Here is a 25,417-nt window from a genome sequence, read left to right on the forward strand (position 1 = left end):
TTACGTCTGAGCTGTTGAACGGATCATTCATTCACGAGGTTCAGCCCATGTCCCGCTCTGTGCTCTTGCTGCGTCCTGCTGCCCAAAGCTTTGCCGTCACCCTGCTGGTGGCGCTGGCCGGGTGTGGGCTGTCATCGTCCCCCGACGTCGCCAAGCCGATTGAACCCGCGCCTCTCGCCGAACTTCACAGCGCGCCGATCCAGAATGCAGTGATCAAGCGTATGGCGATGCCGGCACCGATGGCGGTGCGAGAAATGGCGACGATGGACTACCGCAGCGAACCCCGCGAGCAATACGCCAACCTGCCGGATAACCCGGTGCATCGCGTCGCCGAAACCCCGGTCTCCACCTTCAGCGCCGACGTCGACACTGGCAGCTATGCCAACGTCAGGCGCTTCCTCAATCAAGGTCGCCTGCCGCCCGAAGACGCCGTGCGATTGGAGGAAATGGTCAACTACTTCCCGTACAACTACGCACTGCCCACCGATGGCTCCCCATTTGGCGTCACCACCGAGCTCGCCGCCACGCCCTGGAACCCGCGTACAAAACTGCTGCGCATCGGTATCAAGGCCTCCGATAAAGCCGTGGCAGAATTGGCGCCCGCCAACCTGGTCTTCCTGGTGGACGTGTCCGGCTCCATGGACCGCCGCGAAGGCTTACCGTTGGTCAAAAGCACGCTGAAATTACTGGTGGACCAACTGCGCGATCAGGACCGCGTGTCACTGGTGGTGTACGCCGGTGAATCCCGCGTGGTGCTCAAGCCCACCTCGGGCGTTGAAAAAGCCAAGATCCGCAACGCCATCGACCAACTCACCGCCGGTGGCTCCACCGCAGGCGCGTCCGGCATCGAACTGGCCTACCAGATGGCCCGCGAAGGTTTTATCGACAAGGGTATCAACCGCATCCTGCTGGCCACCGATGGCGACTTCAACGTGGGCATCAGCGACTTTGACAGCCTCAAGCAAATGGCGGTGACCCAGCGCAAAAGCGGCGTATCCCTGACCACCCTCGGCTTCGGTGTGGATAACTACAACGAACACCTGATGGAACAACTGGCCGACGCGGGCGACGGTAATTACGCCTACATCGACAACCTGCGTGAAGCGCGCAAGGTGCTGGTGGAGCAACTCAGCTCGACCCTGGCCGTGATCGCACGGGATGTGAAATTGCAGATGGAATTCAACCCCGCCCAGGTCAGCGAATACCGACTGCTGGGCTATGAAAACCGCGCCTTGAAGCGTGAGGATTTCAATAACGACAAAGTCGATGCCGGCGAAATCGGCGCAGGCCATACAGTGACCGCGCTGTACGAAATCGTGCCCAAGGGCGAGAAGGGTTGGCTGGAGCCGTTGCGATATGCCAATGCACCAACGGCCGAAGGCAAATCCGCCGAGCTGGCGATGCTACGGGTGCGCTACAAGCCCGCTGCGGGCGGCAACAGCCAATTGATCGAGCGCCCTATCGCCAACCAGGCCACCCCGGCCAGCGACGACCTGCGCTTCTCCTCTGCCGTTGCCGCGTTCGCCCAACAGCTCAAGGGGGATGGCCGCTACACTGGCAACATGAGTTTGCAAGACACCGCCAAACTTGCCCGCTCGGCCCGCGGCGATGACCCGTTCGGCCTGCGCAACGAATTCGTGCAACTGGTGGAACTGGCCCAAAGCCTCAAACCCTGATCTGGCCTACAACGATGTTCAAATGTGGGAGGGGGCTTGCTCCCGATGGCGGTGTGTCAGTATCCGATGTGCTGTATGACCCACTGCTATCGGGAGCAAGCCCCCTCCCACAGTAATCCTGCTTCGGCTGACAAAAAGGAGTTCGCCCATTACATGGCCGTCCCAGACGATCCACCCAGCGACGAATCGCTGCTGGCCCGCTACCGAACCGGCGACGCTGGCGCATTTGAAGCCCTCTACACGCGCCACCGTCAGGGCCTGTACCGCTTCCTCGTGTCCCTGTGCAACAAAGCCGACCTGGCTGAAGAAATCTATCAAGACACCTGGCTCAGCCTGATCCGCAGCACCACCCAGCCACAAGGCCGGGCGAGTTTTCGTACCTGGCTGTTCCAGATCGCCCGCAACCGCCTGATCGACCACTGGCGCAGGCACGGCATCCACAACCCCCTGCACGACAGCTACGACGAACAACTGCACGCCCTACCCGACGACAGCGTCGGCCCCGAGCAACAACTGAGCCTGAGCCGCGACCAGGCGCGCCTCGACGCCGCCCTGCAAGAACTGCCCGAAGACCAGCGCGAGGTGTTTTTGTTACGCCTGCATGGCGACCTCGAAGTGCCGCAAATCGCCACCCTCACCGGCGCCCCGCTGGAAACCGTAAAAAGCCGCTTGCGCTACGCCCTACAAAAATTGCGGCGCCTGCTGGCCGAGGAGGTACCTGTATGAATGACCCCCGACACACCCCGGACGACGCGCTGCTCCAGCACTACCGTCAACACAGCACCGGCGAACCGCCCGCGTCCCTCGACGCCTTCATCCTCAACGCCGCCCGCCGCGAAACCCCGCAGCCGCAACCCAGCTTGTGGCAACGCTGGCTGCAAGCCTGCCAACGCCCGCGCTGGCAAATGGCATTCGCCACCGTCGCCGGGTTGGCGCTGATGATCGGCGTGTTCATGCGCTCCCCCGTGCCGCAACCCGAAATCTCTACGGCGACATTCTCCGCCCTGCGCCACGAAGAAGCCGCCCACCCAGCGCCGCAAGCGTTTTCCGCCCCCGCGCCAATGGCCCGCATGGCGATGGCGCCACGGGTTGAAAGTGCGCCTGCACAGGCTGAAATCGCTGACGTAATGGCGGCCCCGCCAGCGGAAAGACTCAGCAAGACGGCGCCGAGTGCGTTGCCATCGTTGGAGCAGGAGTTGCAGGCCATCGTGAGGCTGCGTGAGGCAGGGGAGAGCAAGGCGGCTGATGAAAAGCTGCTGGCGCTGCATAAGCGCTTTCCGAAGGAGGATCTGCCGGCGCGGTTGGAGGTGTTGCGCAAGCGCTGAGTCGAAACGCACAAAAAAGCCCCAGATCTCACGATCTTGGGGCTTTCTCATTCATATCTGGTGCCCCGGCGTCGTTTGAACTGGATGGTTTTATGCCCGGTTTATATGGGCTTTGTCGGGCGTTGATCGGTTAGGCATACAAGCTGGCATACACGGTGCTGGCTGCTGAGGGTTGCAAAGCTGTGTAGATTGAAGCTCAGCGCTATGCAGGAAGGTTATTACCGTGCCTCTTGAAAATGATTTCGAACCCTTGGTATTTGCAACCGAAGCTCAAGAGCAAATGTTCAACGACATCCGTAGGGAGCTGCCAAATTTTCCGGAAAGCCTGATCTATCACTGGCTACTTCCCTTCGCGGAGGACATAGGGTGGCCGCCGGTATTCAACGCCGATCCGACGATGAAGATTGCACGTTGGCAATCAATCCTAAAAAAGCCACTTCACTACTGGCGCACTGTGGTCTGGAAATTGGAGTATTTGAGACCAGACCAACTGACCTTTACTGAGAAGGAGCTTCGAGATCTGCATGACATGATCTTGGGTCATGCCTATGGTCAGCAAACGCTGTTGACCATATTTCTCGGGGAGAGCAGCAAAGGGCGTTTCTTTCGGCAAGTGGGTGACCTTCTGAAATTAGGAGGATTCACCGAGCCACCTGTGATCGTGAATACAGCTGCTCAAATTCACCTGGTTGATGGTAGTCACCGAATGGCCGCGCTGATTTTTGTGATGAACGACTCAAGAGTTCGTGACGCTCATGAGCTCCGTGGTTTGCCGTACGAGTCATTGTCCGAAACTCATGCATTCTGGGTTGGTTACCCGCCCGGAGAATAGCCGCTGTCTGATCTACGCTGAGGAAATTGGCGGGGCCCCTGGGGGATTCTTAAACACACGGGGCATGAAACCCGCGGGATCGTGGTAGCGGCAGCCGCACCAGCTTACTGAAATTTCAACATTGAAATTGAAAGGATCTTGAAGAGAAAAGGGCATCCTTACCGGATCTGTAACGGTCATGGGTTTCGTTCAGGATAGTGAACGATTGGCCCGGTCAACTCGGTCAACCAGTCAACTCACTTTGGAACCCAGCCACTAACGAGATCCGGCGGGTTCTATTCCCCGTACCTAGAAGAATGCTTCAGGGGCCCCTCCATCGAACCAAGGTTAAGAGTATGACCCACCGCGCTTCGCTGAAGGAGCAATGCTAACGGGGCTAGGGGGATACGCTAATAAAACAGTGTTACGGGTGTTACGCGTGTTACACAATTATATAACTACATGATTTAAAAGGGTTTATATGGCGTTACGCAGATGTGGCCGGTTTGTCGATATGCGTGTTACATGGCAAATAGGTGTTACATCAATGAATGCCTTGGGAGGAGCAGTTGTGATGATTACGTCGGGTGCCATCGAACTGTGGGCTTTCGCCTAGAAGGGCCGCTACTGGCCGAGGCTGTGTAAAAACGGACTGGAAATCGCGTTTCTACGCGAAATCTACATCTGCAGACGTGGCGATAAATTTCAGATTTAACGTAGACACGGACACTTCAGTCTTGGCGAAGAGTTTTTACACACTTGGTCCAAGAGCGGACGGTGGACCGACAGGGGCGCATGTGTATCCCCTGAGTCTCAGCAAAGGGGTATGCATAGCCTCTCGTAAACTGATCAATACGCGCTCTCGCCGTTTCTCTTCGGGGTACAGACTCGACGGGGAGGGGAAACATGAGAACAGGCTTCAGTGGCACGGAGAGTACGGCCCTTACCGGTACCTAACCGATGAGCTCTTGCTCATCGTCATAGTTTCTAATAACTCATAAGGAGTTACGGGTATCAAAGTTCGTTGCATCGAGGTATCAAGAAAGGTTGCGATCGGCTCGCCGTTTTGGCGAGAGATGAGCGGTTAAAATTCTCTACTGCTAGCGACTGTCATCGGCTATAGCCGCCTTCATTGGTCAATTACCATCCCTGCCCGTAATCGCTCAAGCCGATGGAATAATATTCTGCCTCGAGAGCCATGGACATGCGTTACTGACGTTGGTACCGTCATGCAAAGAGTGCTGGTCCACCGACAGGCTACGGGGCGGATTCCATGTATAACGCAACCATCGCAATGCTTTCCGTTGTAAGTCGACGCAACAATCATGTTTTTTTAGCACAATGATGATATTTGTGGCGGGCGTATATGGTGTTGGAAAAACAACTATTTGCAACTTTTTGGCAAGTAGTCTTGGCTATGTTTCAGTTAGCGCTAGCGCACTAATTAAAAGGCGTCGGGGTGAGTGGAATTGGGACCGTTTAAAAAGAACGAGCGACATCCCAACAAATCAGAATCATTTAATCCAAGCAGTACATGATTTTCAAAATACCAATAAAAAGAGTATATTGGATGGTCATTTCGCGCTTTTAGATAATGCGGGAGAAATTCTGAAGATCGATGTTAATGTTTTTTTAGCATTAAATATTGATGCAGTGCTGTTGATTGAAGATCAACCCGCAGAAATACTAGCACGCTTAAATCTAAGGGATTCTGTTAGTTGGGAGTTACATGTCTTAGAAAGCTTAATAACAGCTGAGCGAGAAGGCGCGCTCAGATTTCATCGCGAAAGTGGTATCCCCATTGCGATTTTTCAAAGAAATGAATTGCAAAAAATTGTGAGATTTATATTAGATATCGAAAATAGCAATAAAAAATGATCTACGGATCAAGGAGCGGCAAGTGAACGGCCTGCAATATAATAAATTCTCCGAGATTAACATCAATGACATTTTTTTTGACTCATTAAAAGCTGACTATAGTGAGTTCACAGATTGGTTTTTGAAGAAGTCAGTCGCGGGAGAGGAAGCCTACGTCTTCTATAATTCCCGCCGCAGGATGGACGGCTTCCTATATTTAAAAAAGGAAGCCGCCGCTGACATTACTATCGATCCACCTCTCCCAGCGGGAACGGCTCTTAAAGTGGGCACATTGAAAATCAACGCCCATGGCACAAAGCTTGGAGAACGATTCGTAAAAAAAGTTTTTGATCATGCAATCAGTCTAGGCGTTGATTATATTTACGTAACAGTGTTTGAGAAGCATGACGGGCTCATTGCATTACTAGAACGTTATGGATTTGAAAAGCGGGGAGAGAAAATTAGTCATAATGGAGCCGAACACGTCTTGGTCCGAACTTTAAATGAGATATCCGGAGATGTAGTCAAAGATTTTCCTCATTTCGATGTCTCCAATAAACAATATTATCTATTGGCTATCTATCCCCAATACCATTCCTCATTTTTGCCTGACTCAATACTAAATGGAGAGAACCATGATATATTGGAAGATGTATCTCACACGAACAGCATTCACAAGATTTATATCTCAGGTATAAATCGCACAAAGTGCCTGAGGCCCGGAGACATTATTGCTATTTACCGAACCAACGACGGGAAGGGAAAAGCATATTACCGTTCAGTGGTTTCATCATTAGGCGTGGTAGAAGAGGTTCGTCAAATAAGATCATTCAAAAACGAATCTCAGTTTATTAAATATGCAAAGCCTTATAGCATATTTACTATTGAGCAGCTAAAAGAATATTTTACCAACAAGCAAAAATCATATATAATAAAATTTACTTACAATGCGGCTCTGAAGAAAAGAATTATCCGAAAGCGATTAATTGAAGAATGTTTAATTAGCACTCGTACTCGATGGGATTTCACCCGGATTAAAGAAGCTCAGCTAAGATGGATCGCGGATAAAGGTGAAATAAATGAAAGTATTATTGTCAATTAAGCCCGAATATGCCAGCAAAATCCTTAGCGGTGAAAAGAAATTTGAATTTCGAAAAGTATCTTTTACTAATAGCGAAATCAAAACTGTGGTGATTTATGCAACGAAACCAGTTGGCAAAGTCGTTGGTGAGTTTGAGGTTTTGAAGATTTATAGTGATTCACCTACAAATATCTGGAGGCGGACGAAGCGCTATGCGGGTATTGATAAAAAATATTTCGACAGCTACTACGAAGGTAAAAGTTTAGCGGTAGCGATTGCAGTTGGTGCTGTCCACGAATACGAAAAGCCTAAAAGCTTATCGGATATCGGGATGGGAATCTCTCCTCCTCAATCTTTCTGCTATATTAAAGCTGTCGACTGTGACCGACAGCGAGAGCTTGAGCTTGTATAGGGGCTTTCAGTGGTGACAAGACTAGTGTTAGGGGGGGGTATGGCGTGGGATTCGGGCTTATTGAAAGTTGTTGATCGTAAGTTTCTTATTGCGAATCCGTGGGCGTACGATGAGTTAATGCCTCTTATTATGGGGCACCTTTGTGAATTATCTGGTTATTATCCAGAGTTTAATCAATGGGTGAATCATAAGATTATTCCTGGTCTAGTATCGGGTGAGAGATCAATTCTCTTGGAGCACAGCCGTGGTCAACTCGCTGGCATAGCAATCGTCAAGGATGATTCAGCAGAACAGAAACTGTGCTGTTTACGTGTTCTGCCGAAGTTCCAAGGAACTGGAGTAGGTCTGAAGCTGTTTGAAAGGTCTTTCGAGGCGCTGAATAATAGCGCACCATTACTTTCAATCGCCGAAGAGCAAAAACATGTATTTGAGAAACTTTTTAAATACTATGGCTTCGAGCTCGCAAAAAAATACTATAGCTATTACCGTCCGCAAAAAGACGAGTTGAGCTTCAATGGCTTGATTGAGCCTGAGCCAAGTTTTAAACGTGTTTCGAGCGCCCAAAGTAAGTTAGTTTTTACTACGTAAATACCGTAGCATTCTTTTCTTTGCGCTTTCAAATAATGGCTTCGCCCCGATTATTAGAAAGCCAATACCTAGGTACATAAAAAGCCAGCTAGTTTTTACACCGCAACCATTTGGGAATTTTTGTATTATGCAGTCATTGGTGATGTCCCACAAAGCACTACCGGCAACTCCGAATATTAGTACTAGTGCTATAAATCTAATAATCGATAGATAATCCGATTTCACCTTGGAAAATCGACCGAGCACTATTAAGTCCTTTACTCTTGTGCTGTCCTCTCTACTTGCCGTCCATTGGTATCCCAGGTAGTTTCTAACACTGTTCTCCTCCGAAACCCCTACGCTATTATCCAAGCGAATATATTCATTCCAGACTTCTTCGTCCATTAAGGAACGATAACCTTTATAGTCTTTAGTGTCAGAAACGCAGACTTCGTCACGAATCGTTGTCAGAAAACAATGAATGCGCTTGAATTTTGGAAATTCTAGTTTTTCGTTACCGCTTAATAGCTCTTCCGGAACTCCGCGTAAAACATTAATTCTAAAGTCAATAATGCGGGTTTCTGTATTGGAACTAATGAGCGCCCGGTCTTTCTGTAAGAAATTCATGCTATATACAGTTGATGGTATATTCCTGATTCGAAATCGTATATAAGCTGATTGTCGCTTATCTTCTGGCTTAACAAAGCCGGGGCGGCCAGGTAGTGCAATGGTTAATCGAGTGCAAAGGTTCTCATCGCTTAAGAATATAGGTTCGATTTTAAAAAGTTGCGTATTTAGTCTAAGGAGTGAGAACGGCTTTTCATCTATGCCATCTTTTCGAAAGCTAATATTGGCGAAGTTTCCTTCCGCAAAACCATCATAGTGTACAACTTCGTTAAATATTGCAGCTACGCTTTTTTCGCCATTTAATCTTGCCCCTAAATCACTAACATCCTTCAGCTCGACTTTCCAAGGTAGGTCAACTACGACCGCGCAGTACTTGTCCCGCTGACCTATCATTACTCCAACATCCATAAATGGAGAAATACGATCTCGTCCTGTCTCCCAAAGATTTACATGGAGCTCGTCTTCTAGTTCCCTTTCCCATAGATCACCCGTGGCTTTACGCCTTTCAGCCTCTTTCTCAGCAATACGTTCTGCAGTTGCTTTTTTTGTAAAGGCTTTCCAGCTACGAGTTGAAAAATTAGCATTATTGTCTACGTGGCTATCGGACTCGCTTTCAGATGCAGTGGAGGGCACTGGAGCTGTCTGCTTCGGCTGATCGCCTAGAGAGACCGCTTTTCTCTGATCGCAGTCACATTGAACGGGTATCTCTGTGTCAGATAAATACCTGACGATTATCCCTGAAAAAGAATGGCGCATTGAAAGCGTCCTTGAATGCGGCTGGTGTGCCAAGCATATTTGGCTGGCTATTATAAGGCATGTCAATATTGTAGCAGCAGAATCAAGATTCTCAGCAGTTTCGTTCGGCCTCAGATCTCGCCCTGCAATCAAGTGAAAAATGCCTTCTGGTGCGTAGCCCGTTGAAGAACATCTTTAGCCTGATAGCTGTGGTGCGAGTTGGCCGGTGGCCGCTGTCCAACGACGTCCTCTCTTGGCCGTATTCACCAACGGTCGCTCTCGGTCAGCGCAGACGTTCAGGTTCTACGGAATCAGAAACGACTCACTTGCACCTGTCGTGTCGGTTATACACTGGCTCCTCGCCTTTCCCAACTGTCCAGCGTCAATTGCGTGGCCCCCACGATAAATCGGTGTCATCTTCGATCTCATAATCATAATCGTAATCAATCAAGCTTGCCGACACTTCACCAAGCTCAAATTTGCCTAAAGCTCTGGTACCGAAAAGCACCGTACTTTTAATTTCGACAGTGAATTTAATATCGCGACCAGGGACCTCAGAGTCGTTTCTATGAGAGCCGCCTGCTGAACCGCTAAAAATAGCACTCAAACCACCATTAAATGAAAAAGAGTCCAACTCTCCGATTTCAACCTCTTCAATGATCGTATCAGACTCTGCGATGGATCCTGAAAATTCTTCCCTATTTAGTAAGTCATACTTAAAGCCCTCGCAGGCATCTCTACAAACCTCTTCTACTTGATCCTCTGTGAGAAATTTGTAATCTAGATTTTCCAGAACTAATATCACATGATCAAATAGGTTGCCAGATTCTAAGTTTATATTGGGTTCTTCGTCTTGCACGATTGTTTCGAGCCTTGACGCAAACTCTTTAGGGTCGTAGTAGATCCATAAAACTTGTGATAGTTTATCATTATTAAAGTTTTCATCATGAACCAGAGAGTAAAAGCCTGCGTAACCAAAAACCATAGCAACTATCTCCCCAAGCCCACTTAGAGATAAGTTTATTCCATCCGCCTTCAAGCTCTCTTCGATTTCCAACATGAAGTTGTAAGATGATGGAAATCGGTTAGAGGCCTGTGTTGACTTTAATTGAGCGCTTTCCACATCGAAACGTTGTCGTTCCAGTGCAGCGTTTTTCTGTTTTTTCTCTTCTTCAAGCTCGGTTTGAATCGCTCGGCTTTTAGCTTCCGCAGCTGCGGCTACAGCCGCTTCCAAAGCTGCTGTCGCTGCTTCGGCTTTTTGTTTAAATCTTGAAGTTCTGAGTTTTAATTGTTCGATTATCTCTTGTCGGTGATCAATATCTAACTGGACGTTCTGTTCTAAAAACTTCTTATCGGGATCTGCCAGTAGCTTTTGCTTATTTAATGCTTCCTGTTGCTTGACCTTGCCAACTTCAATTGATATGGCTTGTTGGTGCAAACGCTCATTTGCAAACTTCTGTAAGGACTTTAACAAGAGCGACGCCCAAGGAAAAGCAAACAAAAATAGCAATGTCATGAGAAAAGGGATTATAAGGATTGTATTTAATTCAAGTATGCGAGCGTCTTTAAAGTAGCCGCTGAGAGTACTAATTCGTTCTGCAGCAGTCCCCTCACCCCATATTAATATCGCCAGGTGATTCCAATTACAAACTATCCATGACCCTATGAATGCGCCAATAAATGGATCTTCGACCTTTGTTTTTGTATTTCCAGAGATTGACTGCATTATATCGTCGAGAAATTTCATTCCGTATGACCTACTTTCCTATATTCAAAGTGACGTATGAAGCCGCCCCTCAAGGCACCAAGTAGTATGCCGCTTTGGGATGATGATCGATACTGACAAATTCCTGGGAAGGTATGACTTGATTCTTTACCGTACAGGACATACTGAAGCGCACTTTTTTCGTTGACACCCGACGACCGCTTTTGGCCCCGAGGGTGTCAAAACGTTTCGCCAAAATTGAAGTGTGTGCGCCTACGTTAAATCTGAAATTTATCGGCACGTCAGCAGATGTGGATTTCGCGTAGACGCGCGATTTCCAGTCCGGTTTTGAGTACCTGTCGCACTCAAAAACGTTTTTACACAGCCTCGGCCGACCGCGGTCATAAGACCACAGCCGCCACAGATCAGAAGTCAGAAAAATCTGGAGCCTTGTTTGTAATGGGAGGATCTAGCGAAGAGGAGTTGCCTAGGCTTTCGCTTCTGTATCACCCTCCCTTTCTTTTGAGTTGGATGTCAATGAAATCAAGCTCTGCCTTGATCGCATCAATCGTGAGCCTCTCAACTTTAGTTTCAGTGTTTGCTTTCGCGTTGAGCTTTTTCGCGCCTGCCATGCCGACCATTATCCCGTTCAAATGGAGCTTTCGGGTCTTTAGATAATCAGGCATCTGTGCACTGTTCTGTGGTGGTTTATTCATGGTTAGACCGATGGTTGGCCCGAAGCAGCCGACCCTTGCCGGTTGCTTCGGGGAAGGTTTGAGTTAGGCCGCCAACAGGTCAAGCAGGCTGTGTTGGTGTGAGCGAGCCGCGAGTTCTCGCCAGGTCCAGCTTCCAAAGTGCTCGCCCAGTTCAGGGATATCCAGCTTCATCAGTGCAACCGGGTCACGACTAATCAGGTTGCGTGCGGCCCACAGCTTGCCGCCGGTCTCCAGCAGTGTTTTGGCGGCCTCATTCCACTGTTCTTCCAGCACAGTGTTTGCCAGGTGAGCCGCTTTATTCTCGATCTCGGTGCGTTCCTTTTGTGCCTCTGTGATATGCAGATCAATCGTCACCAGCTCCTGCTCCAGTGCGGTGATGAGCAGTTGTTGGCGGCGGTGATGCTCAGCCGCAGCCGTGAGGTTTTTTGCTGCCTTTTGAGCTTCTGCGTTAGCCGCTTTTTCGCCCTCTACGTCGCCCCAGGCGACAGCCTGTGCATAAGCGGTAGCCGCGTCCGTTTCAGCTTGTCGAGCTTTTGCCATGTCTTCCTGATCGCTCTGGCGGACCTGCTGCAACCGGGTCTCGATACTGCTGCGCTTTTCGTTGAGTTCCATCTCGTCGGCTTTCCAGTTCGCCATATCGCTGAGATATCCCGCAGCCAAGCTCTCACGGTTTGCCAATCTCTCATGGCGAAGAATCTTTTGATTCAGGTTGCTGATCTCCAGATTTCGCGAGTCGATACGTCTTTTGTGATCGTTGATTTCATCCTGCACGGCTCGTTGACGGCCCTGCTGGATAACCTCCGGGCTTTCCAGCGCCTCTTCGAAGGGAGCCAGGTCACCCTGAATGCTCTCCATTTCGAGGGTCAGTGTGTCGCGGCGGTCTTTCAGTTCTTGGATAGTGTTCATCTGAATTGTCTCTGGGTACTGCGGTTGATAGGGATGGTTGTCGAACGGCTGGCGAGGCCGGTAATCAGCCGGCGCTACCTCGATCAGCAGGCATGCCGTCAGGCGGCCTTAGCCTCGCCTTCGTCCGTTCCTGGTACGGTCTTCACCACGTAGCAGCGTTGAGGCCCTAACCCGGGCAGGCGAATCAGGCTGTACGCTTTTCCGTCGCTTCCCGGCTCAAGTACGCCCCGTTGCAGCAGCTCCTTGTTCACCGCGCTGATGTTCATTCCCTTGAAGATTTCGGCCCTCCAGGCTTCAGGCAGCACGTAGTAGGTGTTGGTGGTGTGCAGGGCGTCGCCCATCCCATGTTCCATCGTCTTGCGAAAGCCCAACCGATCAATCGTGCGTGGGCCGTGTTCATCGATCTTGGCGGCGGCAGATTCCCAGCGGGTAAAGCGGCTTTCTCCAAAGCGTTCGATGACCTGGCGCAACCGAGCCAAGATCGCATCTCCCTCGAAGTTACCGGCGCCGCCGCGTTCGGCCAGCCACGCATGCAGACACACCCGAGCGGCGGTCGTGGCTGTACCGTCCGGCCAGCCGGTGACGCCGAAGGCGGTGGCCAACTCTCCGGCCGCTGCTGCGAGCCCGAAGCGAAGAGCGGCACGCTGGGCCTGACCACTGGCCGAGGCGGGCAGGTTTTGGGTGATGAACTGTTCAACCGTGCGGCGAATGATCACCGTCCATCTGAGCATTTCGCCAGGCGCACACAGTGCATGCAGGAAAGTGGTGAGGGGCGTGCCGTAGTATTTGGCAACGCGGGCCTTGAGCGCATCGGAGAGGGTGGCAGCGTCCTCAAAACCGTTCAGCACATCGAACATGCCGAGGCCTTTGCTCGCATCGGCAGGGAGAGCGAGCATGCGTACCTCCATACCGGCTTTCAGCTCCTTGTTGGCATCCGCCATGTGCTGCGCCAACGTCTTCTCTCCCGTAGAGAGAAACAGCAAGCGCCACTCCTGCACCTGTCGGCCCGCTTGTCCTCGATCATTCGCCCGGGCCTTACCGGTGCCGTTACCGAGCATGTAGACCGTCTCGCCAATAATGCGCGGGTCGCACATGCCGATTTCATCCAGCACCAGGAGACCGTCTGAGTGCGCAGCGGCGATGGACTCCAGGGCGTTGTCTGTCGAGCGCCACGAACGCACCAGACGCGGCCCGCCATAAACCGAGGCAGCGACCTGCAAGTGGGTAGTCTTGCCCCCGGAACTGTCGCCATACAGGTGGAAGCCGCCCGATTCATGCCCGAGCAGGTTCAACAGAGGCCCTGCAAAGGCCACAGAGACGACAAAAGCCAAGCGGTGATTACCAATGCACAGTGCGCCGATTTGCTGCTGCCATTGCTCCAGAGAGCCCGCTTCGCTGATTGGTGGAAGCTGCGCACCGGCTTCATAAAAATGCAGGTGTTCGGCATGCGAGCCGATTTGCTGTTCGGGCAAAAGGAAGGCGTTGTCGTGCCAGCCCAGGCGCGTCACCAATCGTGCGCGCTGGGCGCTATCGAAGCCGCCGAGATAGCTCTGCAGGTCATTACGGGCATTGCGCCCCGACCGACTCCCAGCGAGGCGTAGGCCCATATCTACCAGTGGCCCAAGTACGTCCTTGCCGAAGTCGCCGGTCATGGTTCGGGCTGGAATGTTCCAGCGCTTTTTGGCGCCGTCCGGGTCATCGAACTCGACCAATAAACCCCAGTTGTGGCCCTTGTCGTCGCGAGTGCGGGCGATGATTTCCAAAGGCGAACACACGGGGCGCGCCTCGCCATCATCGCCGGAATAAAACACCCCTTCAGGCGTCAGGCGAAAGCCGCCCGGCAACAGATCATTTTTCGATTTCGCGGGGCGTTTGGCGGGCGCCTTGGCCGTCTGTTCTTGGGGTTCAGTTGGCTCAACGGCACCGCCGAAAAACTCACCGTTGCGCACCAGCTCGGCGACGTGACCAGCGGTCCAGCCTTTGGCTAACGCATCCGCTGCGTCATCGCCGTCTGCCCATTTTCCACCCTTGATCAGCGTAGGCTTGCCGCCTTTGCTGCTGGGCTTGAGCTTGAACACGTCGAGCGAGATTCGTTGTACTGAGGCTGCGCCCAGCTCATTCAGCTTGAGCTCGATGGCGTCCATGCAGGTCTTGCCGCTGGCATCGTTATCCGGCCATAGCACCACCGTGAGCCCTTTGAGTGGCGTCAGGTCGGCCTTGTGCCAAGAGTTGGAGCCGTTCGGCCAGCACGTGGCTACATGGTCGGGCATCAGTTCAGCGGCGGCATCAGCAGCCTTTTCGCCTTCACACAACACTACAGGCGCATCGGCGCGCTGTGCCAGCTCATCCAAGCGCAGCAGGGGCCGAGGTTCCGGCAAACCTTGCCAGCGCCATTGTGTGGTTTGTCCATCGGAGCGCTTGCACCAGGTCAATGGTGCGAAAACCTTTCGCGGCTTGCCGTCTTCATCGGGACCCAGGTCGAAGCGATACAGCGCCATGACCGGCTGGCCCTGAGCATCGCGATAGATCCACACTTTGGACGGAACACCGTGTTGCCGGTGTTTGGTTGGACACTTGTTCATGGCCTCGGCCGGGATCGGTTGAATCGTGATCCACTCCGGCGTTGCGCTTTTGGCCGGTGCGCTTTTGGTGGTCGCGGAACCAGTGGAGACGTTGAGCAGATCCGCCAGTTTTTTGCAGGCTTCAACGTCCGTGCCGCCGTCGATGTAGCGCACCAGGTCAATCAGGTCGCCGCCTTTATCGCCGGTGGCAAAATCCGCCCAGGTGCCTTTGCTCAAATTGACCTTGAGTGAGCCTGCGCGTTTGTCCGTGCGCGTCGGGTTTGGTGCGGTGTATTCCTTGCCACCATCGACGCGTTTGCCGTTCGGCAGCCAGTGCGCAAGCACACGGTCGATGTGCTTCAGGGCAACGCTTTTTACGTCGGCAAAGCTGGGGCGTTTTGAGGTGTTGCCGGTGCGTTGAGTCATGGTGCGGTCCTCGACTCAAGCAACGCCTCGTTCACGTCGTCGATCAGTGCCTTGGCCATCTCGCCGAGGTAGAACGCAGGCCAACTAAAACGCTCGCCCGCATCGCTGATGGCGGCGTCGAGGATCAGTTGATTGGCGTGGTGCAGAATCTGGGAGACGGCTTCAAGTGCGTCCTCCAGCGGGATACCGGCATTCACCCGAAACAGGTTTTGGCCGTTACCGTTGGCAGGGGAAAACTCGGACCGTCCACACGTGCTGGAGTGGGTCACAGCGCACCGCCTTTCTGGCCCATCGGCACAGAGGAGGCGTCACCGTACATGGTGAGTGTTTTGATCAAGCCCAAGGTGCCGCGCACGTCCCAAATAACAGACGACAGCACGCGGTTGGAAAGCAGGGGTTTATCGCCGTCTAAGTGATCTTCCAACAGCATGAGCACTGAATCGGCACGGTCGAGCGCACAGGTGATCGCGTCGATAGGCAGGCCGGCTTCGGCGTCTTGGCTGACGCAGAGTAGATCTTCGGGCAGTGCAAAGCCTGGGAGCATGCTCATTGTGCACCCCCTGCGGCTTCCAGGGCGCGAGCCTTGGACATATGGGCGTTGTAACGGGAAAGGCGTGTGGCGAGGCTGGAGTTGGCGTGTAAAGCGGCGAGAGCCATTGCTCGATGAGCGGCGGCGCGAATTTTGGACGGATTGATGGCGTGCATCTGGTGAAGCTCCTGTATGTGAGGAGCTGCCACGGTTCGCCGCTAAACGAATTAGGGTGGCAGCTGTGCGCGGGTTAGCGGACCGGGCATACAGGATCCCGGCAGACCCGAAGGTCTCCCACGCACAGCCACCATAAACGAGAGTCGCAGGCACAAAAAAAGCGCATGCAATCGAGTCGGAAGCGCTTGTGCGCCTGTATGTGCTCGGGCCGCTAAACCCGGTCGTTGAATTTGCAACGACGGCCAGAGAGTAACGTCGGTTTTTTGAAAGTGCAACCGTGCAGATCGCTTGCGGATTTTTTCGGTGGGGAATAAATTGCTCAGGCATGTAGATTTACCTCAACGCCTCCGGTTGCCGCCGGGGGCGTTTTCGTTTCAGGCATTGGCTTCCCAGCGCAGGGATAGCAGTGGGAGGAAGTCGCCGTCGAGGCAAGATCGTGCATCTTCGTAAGCTTCGATTTGTTGCCCTTCATCCACGATCACGGCACGCGGGGCTTCGCTGGGTACTGAAAGTGCACACCAAGTGCCGTCTGCCCATTGCATGACTACAACTACTCGATTCAGGCGTTTTTGTTGCGTTCTGTGAAGCTCAAAACGTCGCATCCACCGCGACGAGAAACCGACTTTTTTGAGTACAGAGAAGGGCTGCAAAATGGCCTTGTTAGCGACACGATTCGTCATGCCGCCACCCGGTCGCGGGCCGCGATACGCGCCCTTGTCCAATTCAAAATTTCGGCTAATACCCAAGCGACCGGAGCCCCACGCGCATTGCTGTCGGTGAGCTTTACCGCTTGCGGAAAGCCGCTCTCTGGCTGGCTCATAAGTTTGTAAACCGTTGCGCGGCCGATACCCGTCAGGGCTATGACTTGATTGATGCGTATCAGCGTGGCGGCCGGATCGAACTGTCCAATTTCCGTATGAGGCGCGCTGATCGGCAAGCATGCGGATCCGCTAGGGGCCTTTTGGTGACTTTCTCGTGGAGTGGAGGGCGCAAGCCCCACAACTTTTGCAGATTGCTTTGGGGCGCCCATCAGGTCCTGTCTCCAGCGGTTTTTGCAGGTGAGCGCAGTTGGGTTTCAAGCCACGCGACCACGTCTTGGTAGCGATAGCGAACCCGAGACCCGGTTTTGATATAGGGAAGTGAGTTGCTGCGAGAACTTCGCCAGGCGGCAAGCGTTCGGCTGGACAGACCTAGTGCATTAGCGACTTGATCGGTAGTGAGCAGACAAGCAGGGGTGAGAGAGGTAGTGGAGTGGTCTGAAGTGTCGTGAGGCTGCATAGCGCGTTTCCTGTCGTAGTTCGTACAGGCCCCAGCTATGTAAACGATTTTCTATTTTTTAAAAGTTTTATTTTTATAGTTTTCGACGCTGGTTTTATGGATAAGGCAATTTAAGTCAGCAAGATCGCAGCAAAGTTTCAGTTTTTTTCGGGGCTGTCCTACCTTGACCTACTGGTTTTCTATACAGTTAAAAATTGGAGCGTGAGAAATAAAATCCAGTGAAGTTCCGACGAACGGTAATCCCCTGAGCCCCTTCTGGTAGTCCGATAACAGCGCCTCTCCTAAGCGTGCGGCGACCAATAAGAGATGGCCGCCAGAGGTTTTGGGCGCCTTAGGCGTAACACGCTTTTGACGCGTAACACATGGTGTACGGATCTCTTTTAATACGTGTTACGCAAGAAATATTCAATAAAATCAATTGGTTGATCGGGTGCGTAACGTGCGTAACACCAGTAACACCGATTTTTGATGGGTGTGGGGTTGGCGTATTCAACCCGCCTTGCCAAACTGTCCCTGAATAATGTTGCCATCTACTAGCTCATCCAGATGATCTGCGTACCACTGCATCATCACTCTGCGCTGAGGCAGGTAAACCGCCTTGTTGTACACCCCTGCTATTCCTTCCTTTGCGTGAGAGAGCTGGGCCTCAATGTGATTCTCATCGAAACCCTGCTCATTGAGTATGGTGCTCGCGATGTGACGAAAGCCGTGACCTGTTTGCCGACCGGCATATCCCAGTCTGTGGAGCGCCATTAGAAAGACTGTATTGCTACGGGGGATTGTCCTGTCTTTCCTGCCTGGAAATAGGAGAGGGTACGCACCTGTCAGTGTTCGTAACTCAGTGAGCGCTTCAATTGCCTGTCGAGAGAGAGGCACCACATGTTCGCGACGACGTTTCATTCGCTCGGCTGGGATCGTCCATAGCTTTTTGGAAAGATCGATTTCTGACCAGCGTGCTTCTCGGATCTCGCTCGGGCGCGATGCTAATAAGGAAAGCAAGCGAAGCCCTATACGAACGTCCTTTGCGTGAGGGTAGGAGTTGATCGCTCGAAGTAGCGCAGGCAGTTCTTCAATCGAAACGTGTGCATAGTTTTCAGCGCTACGTGATTGCAGGAATTTGCTGAGACCTTCAAGGGGGTTGTGGACGGCTCGTCCTGTTACACGGGCCAGGTCATAGATCTCTTTGCAAAAGGCACGAACTCGGCCCATTTGTTCAATGATCCCCTTCTGCTCCATGCCACGTAGAAACTCCATCCATTCTAGGGGCAATATTTCTGTGTACACGCGTTTGCCGAAGACGGGGAACACGTGAAGCTCAAGTGCGCCAAGTACTCGTCGAGACGTACCTGATTCCCAGCTTGTGCGTCTGGCCTCAAACCACTCGCGGCCTAGCGCTTCAAAGGTGTTGTTGGCAGCAACCTGGTCTGCAACCTTGCGAGCTTGCTTGCTCACCAAAGGATTTTTGCCAGTCGATGCATCATCCCGAAGTTGAGCTGCTTTCTGTCTCGCTAATGAGCCACTGATTTCCGGGTAGCCGCCGAGGCCCAGCCAAGACCATTTGCCGTCTGGCTTTTTGTATCGCAGCTCCCACGATTTTTGTCCGTTAGGTTTTACCCGAAAGTACAGACCATTCCCGTCCTGCTCCCGATACGTAGCGTGCTCGGGCTCCAGGCCTGCGAGCGTGGTGTCTGCTAAGGGGCGGCGTTTGATTTCAGAGCGCTTCACTTCCTGTATGCCTCCAGTTATAGGAATCTCAAAGCATACACGTGGGCATACACGGCGGGAAGTTATAGGGGTGGACAGGGACGGATAGCCAGAAACAAGAAAGCCCGCACGGGGCGGGCTTCTTGGGGTGTTTCGTAGACTGTCTGAGACAGCCCGAGACTGCTATATGGTGCACCCGGCGGGATTCGAACCCACGACCCCTGCCTTCGGAGGGCAGTACTCTATCCAGCTGAGCTACGGATGCTTGTGCGGGCGACATCATACCCATGTCGACCTGATGCGTCCATTCCGGCATTTCCCCCGCCCCCTGTCGTCCATTTCCGATAAAAAATGGCTAATCGCCACCCTCATTCACAACTCCCCGCGCCGCGCGTCCCTTTGTTTGCTTTGCTCTTGTGGCTTTAACCCGCTTCCACGCCGCAATTCCTCAGGTGAACGCATGCATTCCAAAGGAACCGTGATGCTCGATCTCCCGCTCAGACAAACCCTGCTGGCTCGCTCCGATTTGTTTCGAGGTATGCCGGAGCACCTCTTGCGCTACGTTGCCACCCATATGGTGGAGCGCACGCTGGATGATCGTGAGCTGTTGTATTTCAAGGACGACACCCTCGAATTCATTGCACTGGTGGTGGAGGGCCGGATTTATTCGGTGGTGCATGGGCCGGATGGGCGCGAGCAGATCATCGGAAGCACCGGGGCCGGGCAGGTGGTGGGGGAGACGGCGTTGATCAAGGATCATGGGCGCGAGTCTTCCACCTTTGCCAGTGGCCCTACGCGCTTGTTGCAGTTGGGTAGCCGGCATTTTGCTGTGCTGTTTGAGGAACCGGCGTTTCTGCGGCGTTTGTTGATGTTGATGATGCTGCGTTTGCTGCACGCCATCGAGTTGCTGGAGTTGGTGTGCCTGCATCGGCTGGAGTCGCGGTTGGCGCGGTTTCTGTTGGCCAACCTGGGCGAGATCGACCTGGCGCTGGCCTTGCCCAGTGTGTCGCTGCCCGCCAGCCAGGGGGTGTTGGCGTCGATGCTGAATACCAGCCGTCCCAAGCTTAATGTGCAGCTGCAGTTGTGGCGCCGCAGTGGCGTGATCAGCGGCAATCTGGAGCGCATGGTGATCAACGATCTTGAGCATTTGCGGCGCAAGGCGTTTGCCTTGAATTAGTTGCCGCAGTGTTCCCCAGGTAACAGCGTACCCCCGTCGAGCCCTCGCAGACTGGCCCTTCATCAAGGATGCACAGGAGTGCTGGCGATGGGGATGACTGTTGAGTTCAAGGATCAATGGGCCGCCGATGACCGTTTGTTCGAAGCGAGTTGGCGCGCCGTGCAGGGCGAGCTAAAGCGCCGGGCGTTGCGGCGGGCCAAGGGCAATCTGGATCAGGGCCAGGAGTGGTTGTCGGCCACGGCGATCAAGGCCCTGCTGTTTTTTCGGCGTTCGCCGGAGCGCATTCGTGACCCTGAGGGGTTTCTGTTTCTGGTACTCGATCATGTGTTTCTCGACAGCTTGCGGCGCAGCAAGCGCGAGGGGCGGCTGTTCGATGATTCGGTGGATCTTGAACACGATCACTTGGCCGCGCTCGCCGCGCCCTGCGCTTCGGTGCTGGAGCGGGTGGAATGTTATGAGCGCCTGGAGCAGATCGAGGCGCACGTCGCACGGTTACCGCTGTTGCAGCAGCGTTTGTTCGAGATGCGTTTTGTCGACGACCTGCCTTACCCGCAAATCGCCGCCGAGTTGCACGTGAAGCTGCCGCTGGTGCGCAAGCGCGTGCAACTGCTGCGCAGTGCTTTGCGCTGAAGGTGATTCACAGACGTTGGCGTGGGGCGTTCTAGTGATATGAGCGCAGCACGCCGCCGCTATCCACACCCAAACCTGGGTGAATGCCATCAAGGAGAGATGTATGACAGAGGTCAACAGCCAGATCACCGACGCGGTCACTCAAACCAACGTCAAGGTGGTGGCCGAGGCGCCGGCCCAGGCCATCGCGTCGCTGTACCAGGTGGCCAGCAGCGCGGCGGGCCTGTCGTTGCAGAACGCGGTCAACAGCCAGCAGGCGATGAATCAGATTTCCAACGCGGTGATCTCCAAGGCCGTGGCGCTGATCATGCAGATTGGCGAGAAGGGCTGAGGCCTCGGGAGATTGATTATGTCGTGGTTCAGCAGAAAGAAACCCGCCGCCTCCCAAGCAACGCCCGCCGCCGACCCGCCGCCGCCAGCGCCCGCTGCACCGGCCTCGCGCTCGATCATGGCGCGCATGAACGAGCACCTGCTCAACCAGGTAAGCACGCCGTCGCCCGATAGCACGGCGGCGCTCAATAGCCAGATCGTGCAGGCGGTGCAGTTCACCAACGCGCAGAACTTTGCCTATGCCCCGGCGCAGATCGCGGTGCCGGCCGACATGATGATCAGCCAGGCGGCCGGGCTGGTGGCGCAGGCGGCGGCGGGGTACTTCGACGGGGTCAGCAAGATCGCCCTGGCGGCCCAGGCCGTGCTGCTCCAGCAAATGACCGAGAACATCGTCAACGACAACCTGCCAGGCGCTGCCGAAGACGCCTTGGGCGCCTTGGCCACCGACCTGCTGGTGGGCGCCGCTGCCGCCGTGGCCGCCGCCGCCGGAGCCATGGAAGCCGAAGCCGCCAGCGTGGCCATCGACAAGATCGACCAGAGCATCGCCAAGTACGCGAGCACCCTGGCCAACCGGGCCGCGCCAGCGGCCTGAACCCAGCACAGCGCTCCAGCGTTCGGCTGGAGCGGTGCAACAGCAACTTGAAAGCAACTTTTCTTGAGTGAGGAGCGACATCATGCAGCCTGGAGATATTATTTTTTCTGTCAAACAAGATGACGACAGCGCTACGCGGGCGTTTATCAAAGCAGGTCAACTGGTCAAGGCCAAGGTGTTCTCGCAGGACACGACCTACCTGAATGTGGTTCACCCGGCGATTGCGGTAAGCGACACGATGGTGATCGAAAGTGTGGGCAGTGGCCTGGCCCTGACCGACCTGAGCCTGGAAAAACCGCCGCGCTCGGCGATGGTGTTTTCCTGCGTGGATACCGAACTGGGCGAGGCGGCGACGGTAGCTGCCAAGCAGTTCTACTTCGACAAGATCGGCGGTGATATTCGGGGCCGCTACAGCGTGTGGAACGCGATGATTTCAGCGTTCCGGCGCTGGACTTCCGATACCAGCCTGGTGACGCGGATCAACGAGTCCATCGACATCGGCAGCGGGTCCTTTTGTTCGCAGTTCGCGGCCAACTGCTATGAAGTCGGCAACCTCTACAACGAGGCCAATCTGCTGCCGCCTCCGCCTGCCATTTTCCCCAACCAGCCTAGCGCCATAACGCCTGCGGAGTTGGCGACCTTCTGTGATTCCTCGCCGCACTTTTACTTTGCAGGGTTCTGGCAGGACAACGTTGAGGTGCGGCTTTAGCGGCGCTGTTGCCGCCCAGCCAGTGCCGCAGGAGGTTCACATGCAGCCACCGGTTCTATCCAGCGCTGATCGCCAGCGGCTTGAGGCGATGCTGCGCAGCCCGCAGATGTTCGAGGGTGCGCCGCGAGCCATCGTTGACGAAAGCCTCAAGCGCGCGGTGCAGGTGCTTGAACAATCGAAGACCAACGAGCAGGCCATTCGCCAGGCCGCCCAGCAGAGCGAGGCGGCGGTACGCCAAGCGCTGAATGGCGCGCCCGATCAAAGCGTCGAGCAGTTGGATCTCAAGCGTGAAGTGAACAAGGAGATCCAGCAGTTGATCGCACGGATCGAGGCCGCCCTGGCCGGACCTGCGAAATCCTGAAGCCACAGGTTTCACAGCCCTTGTTTGGCAACGTTCATTGATGAACACGGAATGCACCGTGTACTAAATAAGGAAATTGATCATGGCATTTGTTAACGAGCAAATTACCGACGCGGTCACCCAGACCAACGTCAAAGTGGTGGCCGAATCGCCAGCGATGGCGATGAGCACCATCTATCAATCCATGGCGCAGGCCACGGCGATTCTGTTCCAGAACGCCGTGTCGGCCCAACAGCAGCAAAACACCCTGGCCCAGGCGGCCACCAACCAGGGCGTGATGCAGATCTACAGCGTCGATACCACCGCAGGTGCGGCGGCCACCGAGAAAGTCGCCCAGGGCGGCGTGTCGGATAACCTCACCAGCCTGTTGACCGTGCTCAAGTCTTTCCAGCCTTAAGCACTGAGCGATAACGGATGTTGTTCTTTCTCAACCCAGGAGTTTCAACCATGAGTACAGTCAGCCCGCAAATCACCGATGCCGTCACCCAGACCAACGTCAAGGTGGTTGCCGAATCACCCGCGATGGCCATGAGCACCATCTACCAATCCATGGGCCAGGCCACGGCGATCCTGTTCCAGAACTCGGTCTCGGCCCAACAGCAACAAAACACCCTGGCTCAGGCGGCCACCAACCAGGGCGTGATGCAGATCTACAGTGTCGACACCACCGCTGGCGCCGCGGCCACCGAAAAAGTCGCCCAGGGCGGCGTGGCCGACAACTTGACCAGCCTGCTGGCCGTGCTCAAGTCGTTCCAACCTTAAGCTGCGAGGTCCCCAACGGCCCCGGCGCCCACAAGGCTCCGGGGCTGTTGTCGTGTGTGCGCTTGATCTGAAAGATGAGCCGGATGCGCCATATTCGTTCTTTTTTTCGAACATCCTATTGCCCTGTACCCCCATTGATCCTAGGATTCGTTTGAGATTTCAAACGCTCTGTCTCCCGTGCGCACTTTCATTTCTTCTGCGCGCTGGGGCTGATTTCCCTGACGGCAGCCCACAAGGCGCCTTTCAACAACTCTAATTCGCTCCGCGTGCGCGCGGTGCTGTTAAGGAAAGCCGACATGCAGCTCAAAGATACCCAATTGTTCCGCCAGCAAGCCTTTATCGATGGCGCTTGGGTCGATGCGGACAACGGTCAGACCATCAAGGTCAACAACCCCGCCACGGGCGAGATTCTCGGCACCGTGCCGAAGATGGGCGCCGCGGAAACCCGCCGCGCCATCGAAGCCGCCGACAAGGCGCTGCCGGCCTGGCGTGCACTCACCGCCAAGGAGCGCGCCAACAAGCTGCGCCGCTGGTTTGAACTGTTGATCGAAAACCAGGACGACCTCGGCCGCCTGATGACCCTCGAACAAGGCAAGCCACTGGCCGAAGCCAAGGGCGAAATCGTCTACGCCGCCTCCTTTATCGAGTGGTTCGCCGAAGAAGCCAAGCGCATCTACGGTGACGTGATCCCCGGCCACCAGCCCGACAAGCGCCTGATCGTGATCAAGCAGCCTATCGGCGTGACCGCAGCCATCACCCCGTGGAACTTCCCTGCGGCGATGATCACCCGCAAAGCCGGCCCGGCCCTGGCCGCCGGTTGCACCATGGTGATCAAGCCGGCCTCGCAAACGCCGTTCTCGGCCCTGGCCCTGGTTGAGCTGGCGCACCGCGCCGGTATCCCCAAAGGCGTGCTCAGCGTAGTCACCGGCAGCGCCGGCGATATCGGCGGCGAGCTGACCAGCAACCCGATCGTGCGTAAATTGTCCTTCACCGGCTCGACCGAAATTGGTCGCCAGTTGATGGCCGAATGCGCCAAGGACATCAAGAAAGTCTCCCTGGAGCTGGGCGGTAACGCGCCGTTCATCGTGTTCGACGACGCTGACCTGGATAAGGCCGTCGAAGGCGCGATCATCTCCAAGTACCGCAACAACGGCCAGACCTGCGTGTGCGCCAACCGTCTGTACATTCAGGATTCGGTGTACGACGCCTTCGCTGAAAAGCTCAAGGTGGCGGTGACCAAATTGAAGATCGGTAACGGTCTGGAAGAAGGCACCACCACGGGCCCGCTGATCGACGAAAAAGCCGTGGCCAAGGTTCAGGAACATATCGCGGATGCCCTGAGCAAAGGCGCCACGCTGCTGGCCGGTGGCAAGGCGATGGAAGGCAACTTCTTTGAGCCGACCATCCTCACCAACGTCTCCAAAGACGCCGCCGTGGCCAAGGAAGAAACCTTCGGCCCGCTGGCGCCGCTGTTCCGCTTCAAAGATGAAGCCGACGTTATCGCGATGGCCAACGACACCGAGTTCGGCCTGGCCTCTTACTTCTACGCCCGTGACCTGGGCCGTGTGTTCCGTGTGGCCGAGGCCCTGGAGTACGGCATGGTCGGCGTCAACACCGGGTTGATCTCCAACGAAGTGGCACCGTTCGGCGGCATCAAGGCGTCGGGCCTGGGCCGTGAAGGCTCCAAGTACGGGATCGAGGATTACCTGGAAATCAAATACCTCTGCCTGGGTATCTAAGGCGCGGGATTGCAGTAAACGCAG

At 54.4% G+C, this 25,417-nt stretch carries 29 protein-coding genes and 1 tRNA gene; 17 read left to right on the forward strand and 13 right to left on the reverse strand.

Going from position 1 to position 25,417, the window contains the following annotated elements:
• The first annotated feature begins 47 nt into the window (after positions 1-47).
• The 8 genes from E4P01_RS13480 to E4P01_RS13515 all read left to right on the forward strand — a co-directional run bounded on the left by E4P01_RS13480 (position 48) and on the right by E4P01_RS13515 (position 7,750).
• Positions 48-1,676, forward strand: coding sequence for a VWA domain-containing protein (locus tag E4P01_RS13480; RefSeq protein ID WP_216090551.1), 1,629 nt, complete (start codon positions 48-50; stop codon positions 1,674-1,676).
• Positions 1,677-1,829: 153 nt separating this feature from the next.
• Positions 1,830-2,402 carry an RNA polymerase sigma factor gene (locus E4P01_RS13485; protein ID WP_216090552.1) on the forward strand — a complete coding sequence of 191 codons (573 nt, stop codon included), beginning with the start codon at positions 1,830-1,832 and terminating at the stop codon, positions 2,400-2,402.
• A complete protein-coding gene (locus tag E4P01_RS13490; RefSeq protein ID WP_216090553.1) occupies positions 2,399-3,001 on the forward strand; it encodes a hypothetical protein in 603 nt (200 codons plus the stop codon). Before E4P01_RS13485 ends, E4P01_RS13490 begins: the two co-directional genes overlap by 4 nt.
• A 223-nt stretch (positions 3,002-3,224) precedes the next feature.
• Complete coding sequence (locus tag E4P01_RS13495) at positions 3,225-3,833, forward strand: hypothetical protein (protein ID WP_216090554.1); 609 nt, start codon at positions 3,225-3,227, stop codon at positions 3,831-3,833.
• Positions 3,834-5,165: 1,332 nt separating this feature from the next.
• Positions 5,166-5,690 carry an ATP-binding protein gene (locus tag E4P01_RS13500; RefSeq protein WP_216090555.1) on the forward strand — a complete coding sequence of 175 codons (525 nt, stop codon included), beginning with the start codon at positions 5,166-5,168 and terminating at the stop codon, positions 5,688-5,690.
• Between the two features lie 22 nt (positions 5,691-5,712).
• Positions 5,713-6,771, forward strand: coding sequence for an N-acetyltransferase (locus tag E4P01_RS13505; RefSeq protein WP_216090556.1), 1,059 nt, complete (start codon positions 5,713-5,715; stop codon positions 6,769-6,771).
• Complete coding sequence (locus E4P01_RS13510; RefSeq protein ID WP_216090557.1) at positions 6,749-7,162, forward strand: ASCH domain-containing protein; 414 nt, start codon at positions 6,749-6,751, stop codon at positions 7,160-7,162. The genes E4P01_RS13505 and E4P01_RS13510 overlap by 23 nt, the downstream gene beginning before the upstream one ends.
• A gap of 39 nt (positions 7,163-7,201) precedes the next feature.
• The gene (locus tag E4P01_RS13515; RefSeq protein ID WP_216090558.1) at positions 7,202-7,750 is read left to right on the forward strand and encodes a GNAT family N-acetyltransferase; all 549 of its coding nucleotides are present in this window, start codon (positions 7,202-7,204) and stop codon (positions 7,748-7,750) included.
• On the opposite strand, the gene E4P01_RS13520 is transcribed toward E4P01_RS13515, so the two are convergent.
• From E4P01_RS13520 to E4P01_RS13580, 13 genes are all read right to left on the reverse strand, one after another.
• Entirely contained in the window at positions 7,733-9,112 is a 1,380-nt protein-coding gene (locus tag E4P01_RS13520; RefSeq protein WP_216090559.1) for a hypothetical protein, read from the reverse strand. The two genes, E4P01_RS13515 and E4P01_RS13520, sit on opposite strands and share 18 nt — an antisense overlap.
• 361 nt (positions 9,113-9,473) lie before the next feature.
• Positions 9,474-10,838, reverse strand: a complete 1,365-nt coding sequence (locus E4P01_RS13525) for a hypothetical protein (protein WP_216090560.1) — start codon at positions 10,836-10,838, stop codon at positions 9,474-9,476.
• Between the two features lie 464 nt (positions 10,839-11,302).
• A complete protein-coding gene (locus tag E4P01_RS13530) occupies positions 11,303-11,512 on the reverse strand; it encodes a hypothetical protein (RefSeq protein WP_248130071.1) in 210 nt (69 codons plus the stop codon).
• Between the two features lie 63 nt (positions 11,513-11,575).
• Positions 11,576-12,418, reverse strand: a complete 843-nt coding sequence (locus E4P01_RS13535) for a chromosome segregation protein SMC (protein ID WP_216090561.1) — start codon at positions 12,416-12,418, stop codon at positions 11,576-11,578.
• Between the two features lie 98 nt (positions 12,419-12,516).
• Positions 12,517-15,405: a DUF927 domain-containing protein gene (locus tag E4P01_RS13540; protein WP_216090562.1), complete on the reverse strand. Its 2,889-nt coding sequence runs from the start codon at positions 15,403-15,405 to the stop codon at positions 12,517-12,519.
• A complete protein-coding gene (locus tag E4P01_RS13545; RefSeq protein ID WP_216090563.1) occupies positions 15,402-15,674 on the reverse strand; it encodes a DUF3077 domain-containing protein in 273 nt (90 codons plus the stop codon). Before E4P01_RS13545 ends, E4P01_RS13540 begins: the two co-directional genes overlap by 4 nt.
• On the reverse strand, positions 15,671-15,955 hold the full coding sequence (locus tag E4P01_RS13550) for a hypothetical protein (RefSeq protein WP_017846196.1): 285 nt from the start codon (positions 15,953-15,955) through the stop codon (positions 15,671-15,673). The genes E4P01_RS13545 and E4P01_RS13550 overlap by 4 nt, the downstream gene beginning before the upstream one ends.
• Positions 15,952-16,110 (reverse strand): hypothetical protein, encoded by a 159-nt coding sequence (locus E4P01_RS13555; RefSeq protein WP_216090564.1) that lies wholly within the window; start codon positions 16,108-16,110, stop codon positions 15,952-15,954. The genes E4P01_RS13550 and E4P01_RS13555 overlap by 4 nt, the downstream gene beginning before the upstream one ends.
• A 375-nt stretch (positions 16,111-16,485) precedes the next feature.
• A complete protein-coding gene (locus E4P01_RS13560; RefSeq protein ID WP_216090565.1) occupies positions 16,486-16,791 on the reverse strand; it encodes a hypothetical protein in 306 nt (101 codons plus the stop codon).
• Positions 16,788-17,048, reverse strand: coding sequence for an AlpA family phage regulatory protein (locus tag E4P01_RS13565; RefSeq protein ID WP_056847294.1), 261 nt, complete (start codon positions 17,046-17,048; stop codon positions 16,788-16,790). Before E4P01_RS13565 ends, E4P01_RS13560 begins: the two co-directional genes overlap by 4 nt.
• A gap of 92 nt (positions 17,049-17,140) precedes the next feature.
• Positions 17,141-17,389 carry a helix-turn-helix domain-containing protein gene (locus E4P01_RS13570; RefSeq protein ID WP_216090567.1) on the reverse strand — a complete coding sequence of 83 codons (249 nt, stop codon included), beginning with the start codon at positions 17,387-17,389 and terminating at the stop codon, positions 17,141-17,143.
• Positions 17,390-17,878: 489 nt separating this feature from the next.
• Positions 17,879-19,114: a tyrosine-type recombinase/integrase gene (locus E4P01_RS13575; protein ID WP_216090568.1), complete on the reverse strand. Its 1,236-nt coding sequence runs from the start codon at positions 19,112-19,114 to the stop codon at positions 17,879-17,881.
• 167 nt (positions 19,115-19,281) lie between these two features.
• Positions 19,282-19,358: transfer RNA gene (locus E4P01_RS13580), tRNA-Arg, on the reverse strand.
• A gap of 216 nt (positions 19,359-19,574) precedes the next feature.
• On the opposite strand from E4P01_RS13580, the gene E4P01_RS13585 reads away from it, so the two are divergent.
• The 9 genes from E4P01_RS13585 to gabD all read left to right on the forward strand — a co-directional run bounded on the left by E4P01_RS13585 (position 19,575) and on the right by gabD (position 25,393).
• A complete protein-coding gene (locus tag E4P01_RS13585; RefSeq protein WP_248130072.1) occupies positions 19,575-20,270 on the forward strand; it encodes a Crp/Fnr family transcriptional regulator in 696 nt (231 codons plus the stop codon).
• Between the two features lie 87 nt (positions 20,271-20,357).
• Positions 20,358-20,900 (forward strand): sigma factor-like helix-turn-helix DNA-binding protein, encoded by a 543-nt coding sequence (locus E4P01_RS13590; protein ID WP_050989018.1) that lies wholly within the window; start codon positions 20,358-20,360, stop codon positions 20,898-20,900.
• Between the two features lie 103 nt (positions 20,901-21,003).
• On the forward strand, positions 21,004-21,231 hold the full coding sequence (locus E4P01_RS13595; protein WP_003187543.1) for a RebB family R body protein: 228 nt from the start codon (positions 21,004-21,006) through the stop codon (positions 21,229-21,231).
• Positions 21,232-21,249: 18 nt separating this feature from the next.
• Positions 21,250-21,822: a hypothetical protein gene (locus tag E4P01_RS13600; protein ID WP_078819992.1), complete on the forward strand. Its 573-nt coding sequence runs from the start codon at positions 21,250-21,252 to the stop codon at positions 21,820-21,822.
• 82 nt (positions 21,823-21,904) lie between these two features.
• Positions 21,905-22,531: a hypothetical protein gene (locus E4P01_RS13605; protein ID WP_003187547.1), complete on the forward strand. Its 627-nt coding sequence runs from the start codon at positions 21,905-21,907 to the stop codon at positions 22,529-22,531.
• 40 nt (positions 22,532-22,571) lie between these two features.
• On the forward strand, positions 22,572-22,892 hold the full coding sequence (locus E4P01_RS13610) for a hypothetical protein (protein ID WP_032878470.1): 321 nt from the start codon (positions 22,572-22,574) through the stop codon (positions 22,890-22,892).
• A gap of 82 nt (positions 22,893-22,974) precedes the next feature.
• A complete protein-coding gene (locus tag E4P01_RS13615; protein ID WP_005783676.1) occupies positions 22,975-23,289 on the forward strand; it encodes a RebB family R body protein in 315 nt (104 codons plus the stop codon).
• Between the two features lie 50 nt (positions 23,290-23,339).
• Positions 23,340-23,654 carry a RebB family R body protein gene (locus tag E4P01_RS13620; RefSeq protein WP_003187551.1) on the forward strand — a complete coding sequence of 105 codons (315 nt, stop codon included), beginning with the start codon at positions 23,340-23,342 and terminating at the stop codon, positions 23,652-23,654.
• A gap of 296 nt (positions 23,655-23,950) precedes the next feature.
• Positions 23,951-25,393 (forward strand): NADP-dependent succinate-semialdehyde dehydrogenase, encoded by a 1,443-nt coding sequence (gene gabD / locus E4P01_RS13625; protein WP_032878469.1) that lies wholly within the window; start codon positions 23,951-23,953, stop codon positions 25,391-25,393.
• Positions 25,394-25,417 lie beyond the last annotated feature (24 nt).

It is taken from the genome of Pseudomonas sp. NCIMB 10586, from assembly GCF_023127895.1.
Lineage (GTDB): Bacteria > Pseudomonadota > Gammaproteobacteria > Pseudomonadales > Pseudomonadaceae > Aquipseudomonas > Aquipseudomonas synxantha_A.

Excerpts from the sequence above, each read along its gene's own strand:
- E4P01_RS13480 (WP_216090551.1), top strand. The coding sequence starts at position 48 with ATGTCCCGCTCTGTGCTCTTGCTGCGTCCTGCTGCCCAAAGCTTTGCC.
- E4P01_RS13485 (WP_216090552.1), top strand. The coding sequence starts at position 1,830 with ATGGCCGTCCCAGACGATCCACCCAGCGACGAATCGCTGCTGGCCCGC.
- E4P01_RS13490 (WP_216090553.1), top strand. The coding sequence starts at position 2,399 with ATGAATGACCCCCGACACACCCCGGACGACGCGCTGCTCCAGCACTAC.
- E4P01_RS13510 (WP_216090557.1), top strand. The coding sequence starts at position 6,749 with ATGAAAGTATTATTGTCAATTAAGCCCGAATATGCCAGCAAAATCCTT.
- E4P01_RS13515 (WP_216090558.1), top strand. The coding sequence starts at position 7,202 with ATGGCGTGGGATTCGGGCTTATTGAAAGTTGTTGATCGTAAGTTTCTT.
- E4P01_RS13520 (WP_216090559.1), bottom strand. The coding sequence starts at position 9,112 with ATGCGCCATTCTTTTTCAGGGATAATCGTCAGGTATTTATCTGACACA.
- E4P01_RS13525 (WP_216090560.1), bottom strand. The coding sequence starts at position 10,838 with ATGAAATTTCTCGACGATATAATGCAGTCAATCTCTGGAAATACAAAA.
- E4P01_RS13530 (WP_248130071.1), bottom strand. The coding sequence starts at position 11,512 with ATGAATAAACCACCACAGAACAGTGCACAGATGCCTGATTATCTAAAG.
- E4P01_RS13535 (WP_216090561.1), bottom strand. The coding sequence starts at position 12,418 with ATGAACACTATCCAAGAACTGAAAGACCGCCGCGACACACTGACCCTC.
- E4P01_RS13540 (WP_216090562.1), bottom strand. The coding sequence starts at position 15,405 with ATGACTCAACGCACCGGCAACACCTCAAAACGCCCCAGCTTTGCCGAC.
- E4P01_RS13550 (WP_017846196.1), bottom strand. The coding sequence starts at position 15,955 with ATGAGCATGCTCCCAGGCTTTGCACTGCCCGAAGATCTACTCTGCGTC.
- E4P01_RS13555 (WP_216090564.1), bottom strand. The coding sequence starts at position 16,110 with ATGCACGCCATCAATCCGTCCAAAATTCGCGCCGCCGCTCATCGAGCA.
- E4P01_RS13560 (WP_216090565.1), bottom strand. The coding sequence starts at position 16,791 with ATGACGAATCGTGTCGCTAACAAGGCCATTTTGCAGCCCTTCTCTGTA.
- E4P01_RS13570 (WP_216090567.1), bottom strand. The coding sequence starts at position 17,389 with ATGCAGCCTCACGACACTTCAGACCACTCCACTACCTCTCTCACCCCT.
- E4P01_RS13585 (WP_248130072.1), top strand. The coding sequence starts at position 19,575 with ATGCTCGATCTCCCGCTCAGACAAACCCTGCTGGCTCGCTCCGATTTG.
- E4P01_RS13590 (WP_050989018.1), top strand. The coding sequence starts at position 20,358 with ATGGGGATGACTGTTGAGTTCAAGGATCAATGGGCCGCCGATGACCGT.
- E4P01_RS13595 (WP_003187543.1), top strand. The coding sequence starts at position 21,004 with ATGACAGAGGTCAACAGCCAGATCACCGACGCGGTCACTCAAACCAAC.
- E4P01_RS13600 (WP_078819992.1), top strand. The coding sequence starts at position 21,250 with ATGTCGTGGTTCAGCAGAAAGAAACCCGCCGCCTCCCAAGCAACGCCC.
- E4P01_RS13605 (WP_003187547.1), top strand. The coding sequence starts at position 21,905 with ATGCAGCCTGGAGATATTATTTTTTCTGTCAAACAAGATGACGACAGC.
- E4P01_RS13610 (WP_032878470.1), top strand. The coding sequence starts at position 22,572 with ATGCAGCCACCGGTTCTATCCAGCGCTGATCGCCAGCGGCTTGAGGCG.
- E4P01_RS13615 (WP_005783676.1), top strand. The coding sequence starts at position 22,975 with ATGGCATTTGTTAACGAGCAAATTACCGACGCGGTCACCCAGACCAAC.
- E4P01_RS13620 (WP_003187551.1), top strand. The coding sequence starts at position 23,340 with ATGAGTACAGTCAGCCCGCAAATCACCGATGCCGTCACCCAGACCAAC.
- gabD (WP_032878469.1), top strand. The coding sequence starts at position 23,951 with ATGCAGCTCAAAGATACCCAATTGTTCCGCCAGCAAGCCTTTATCGAT.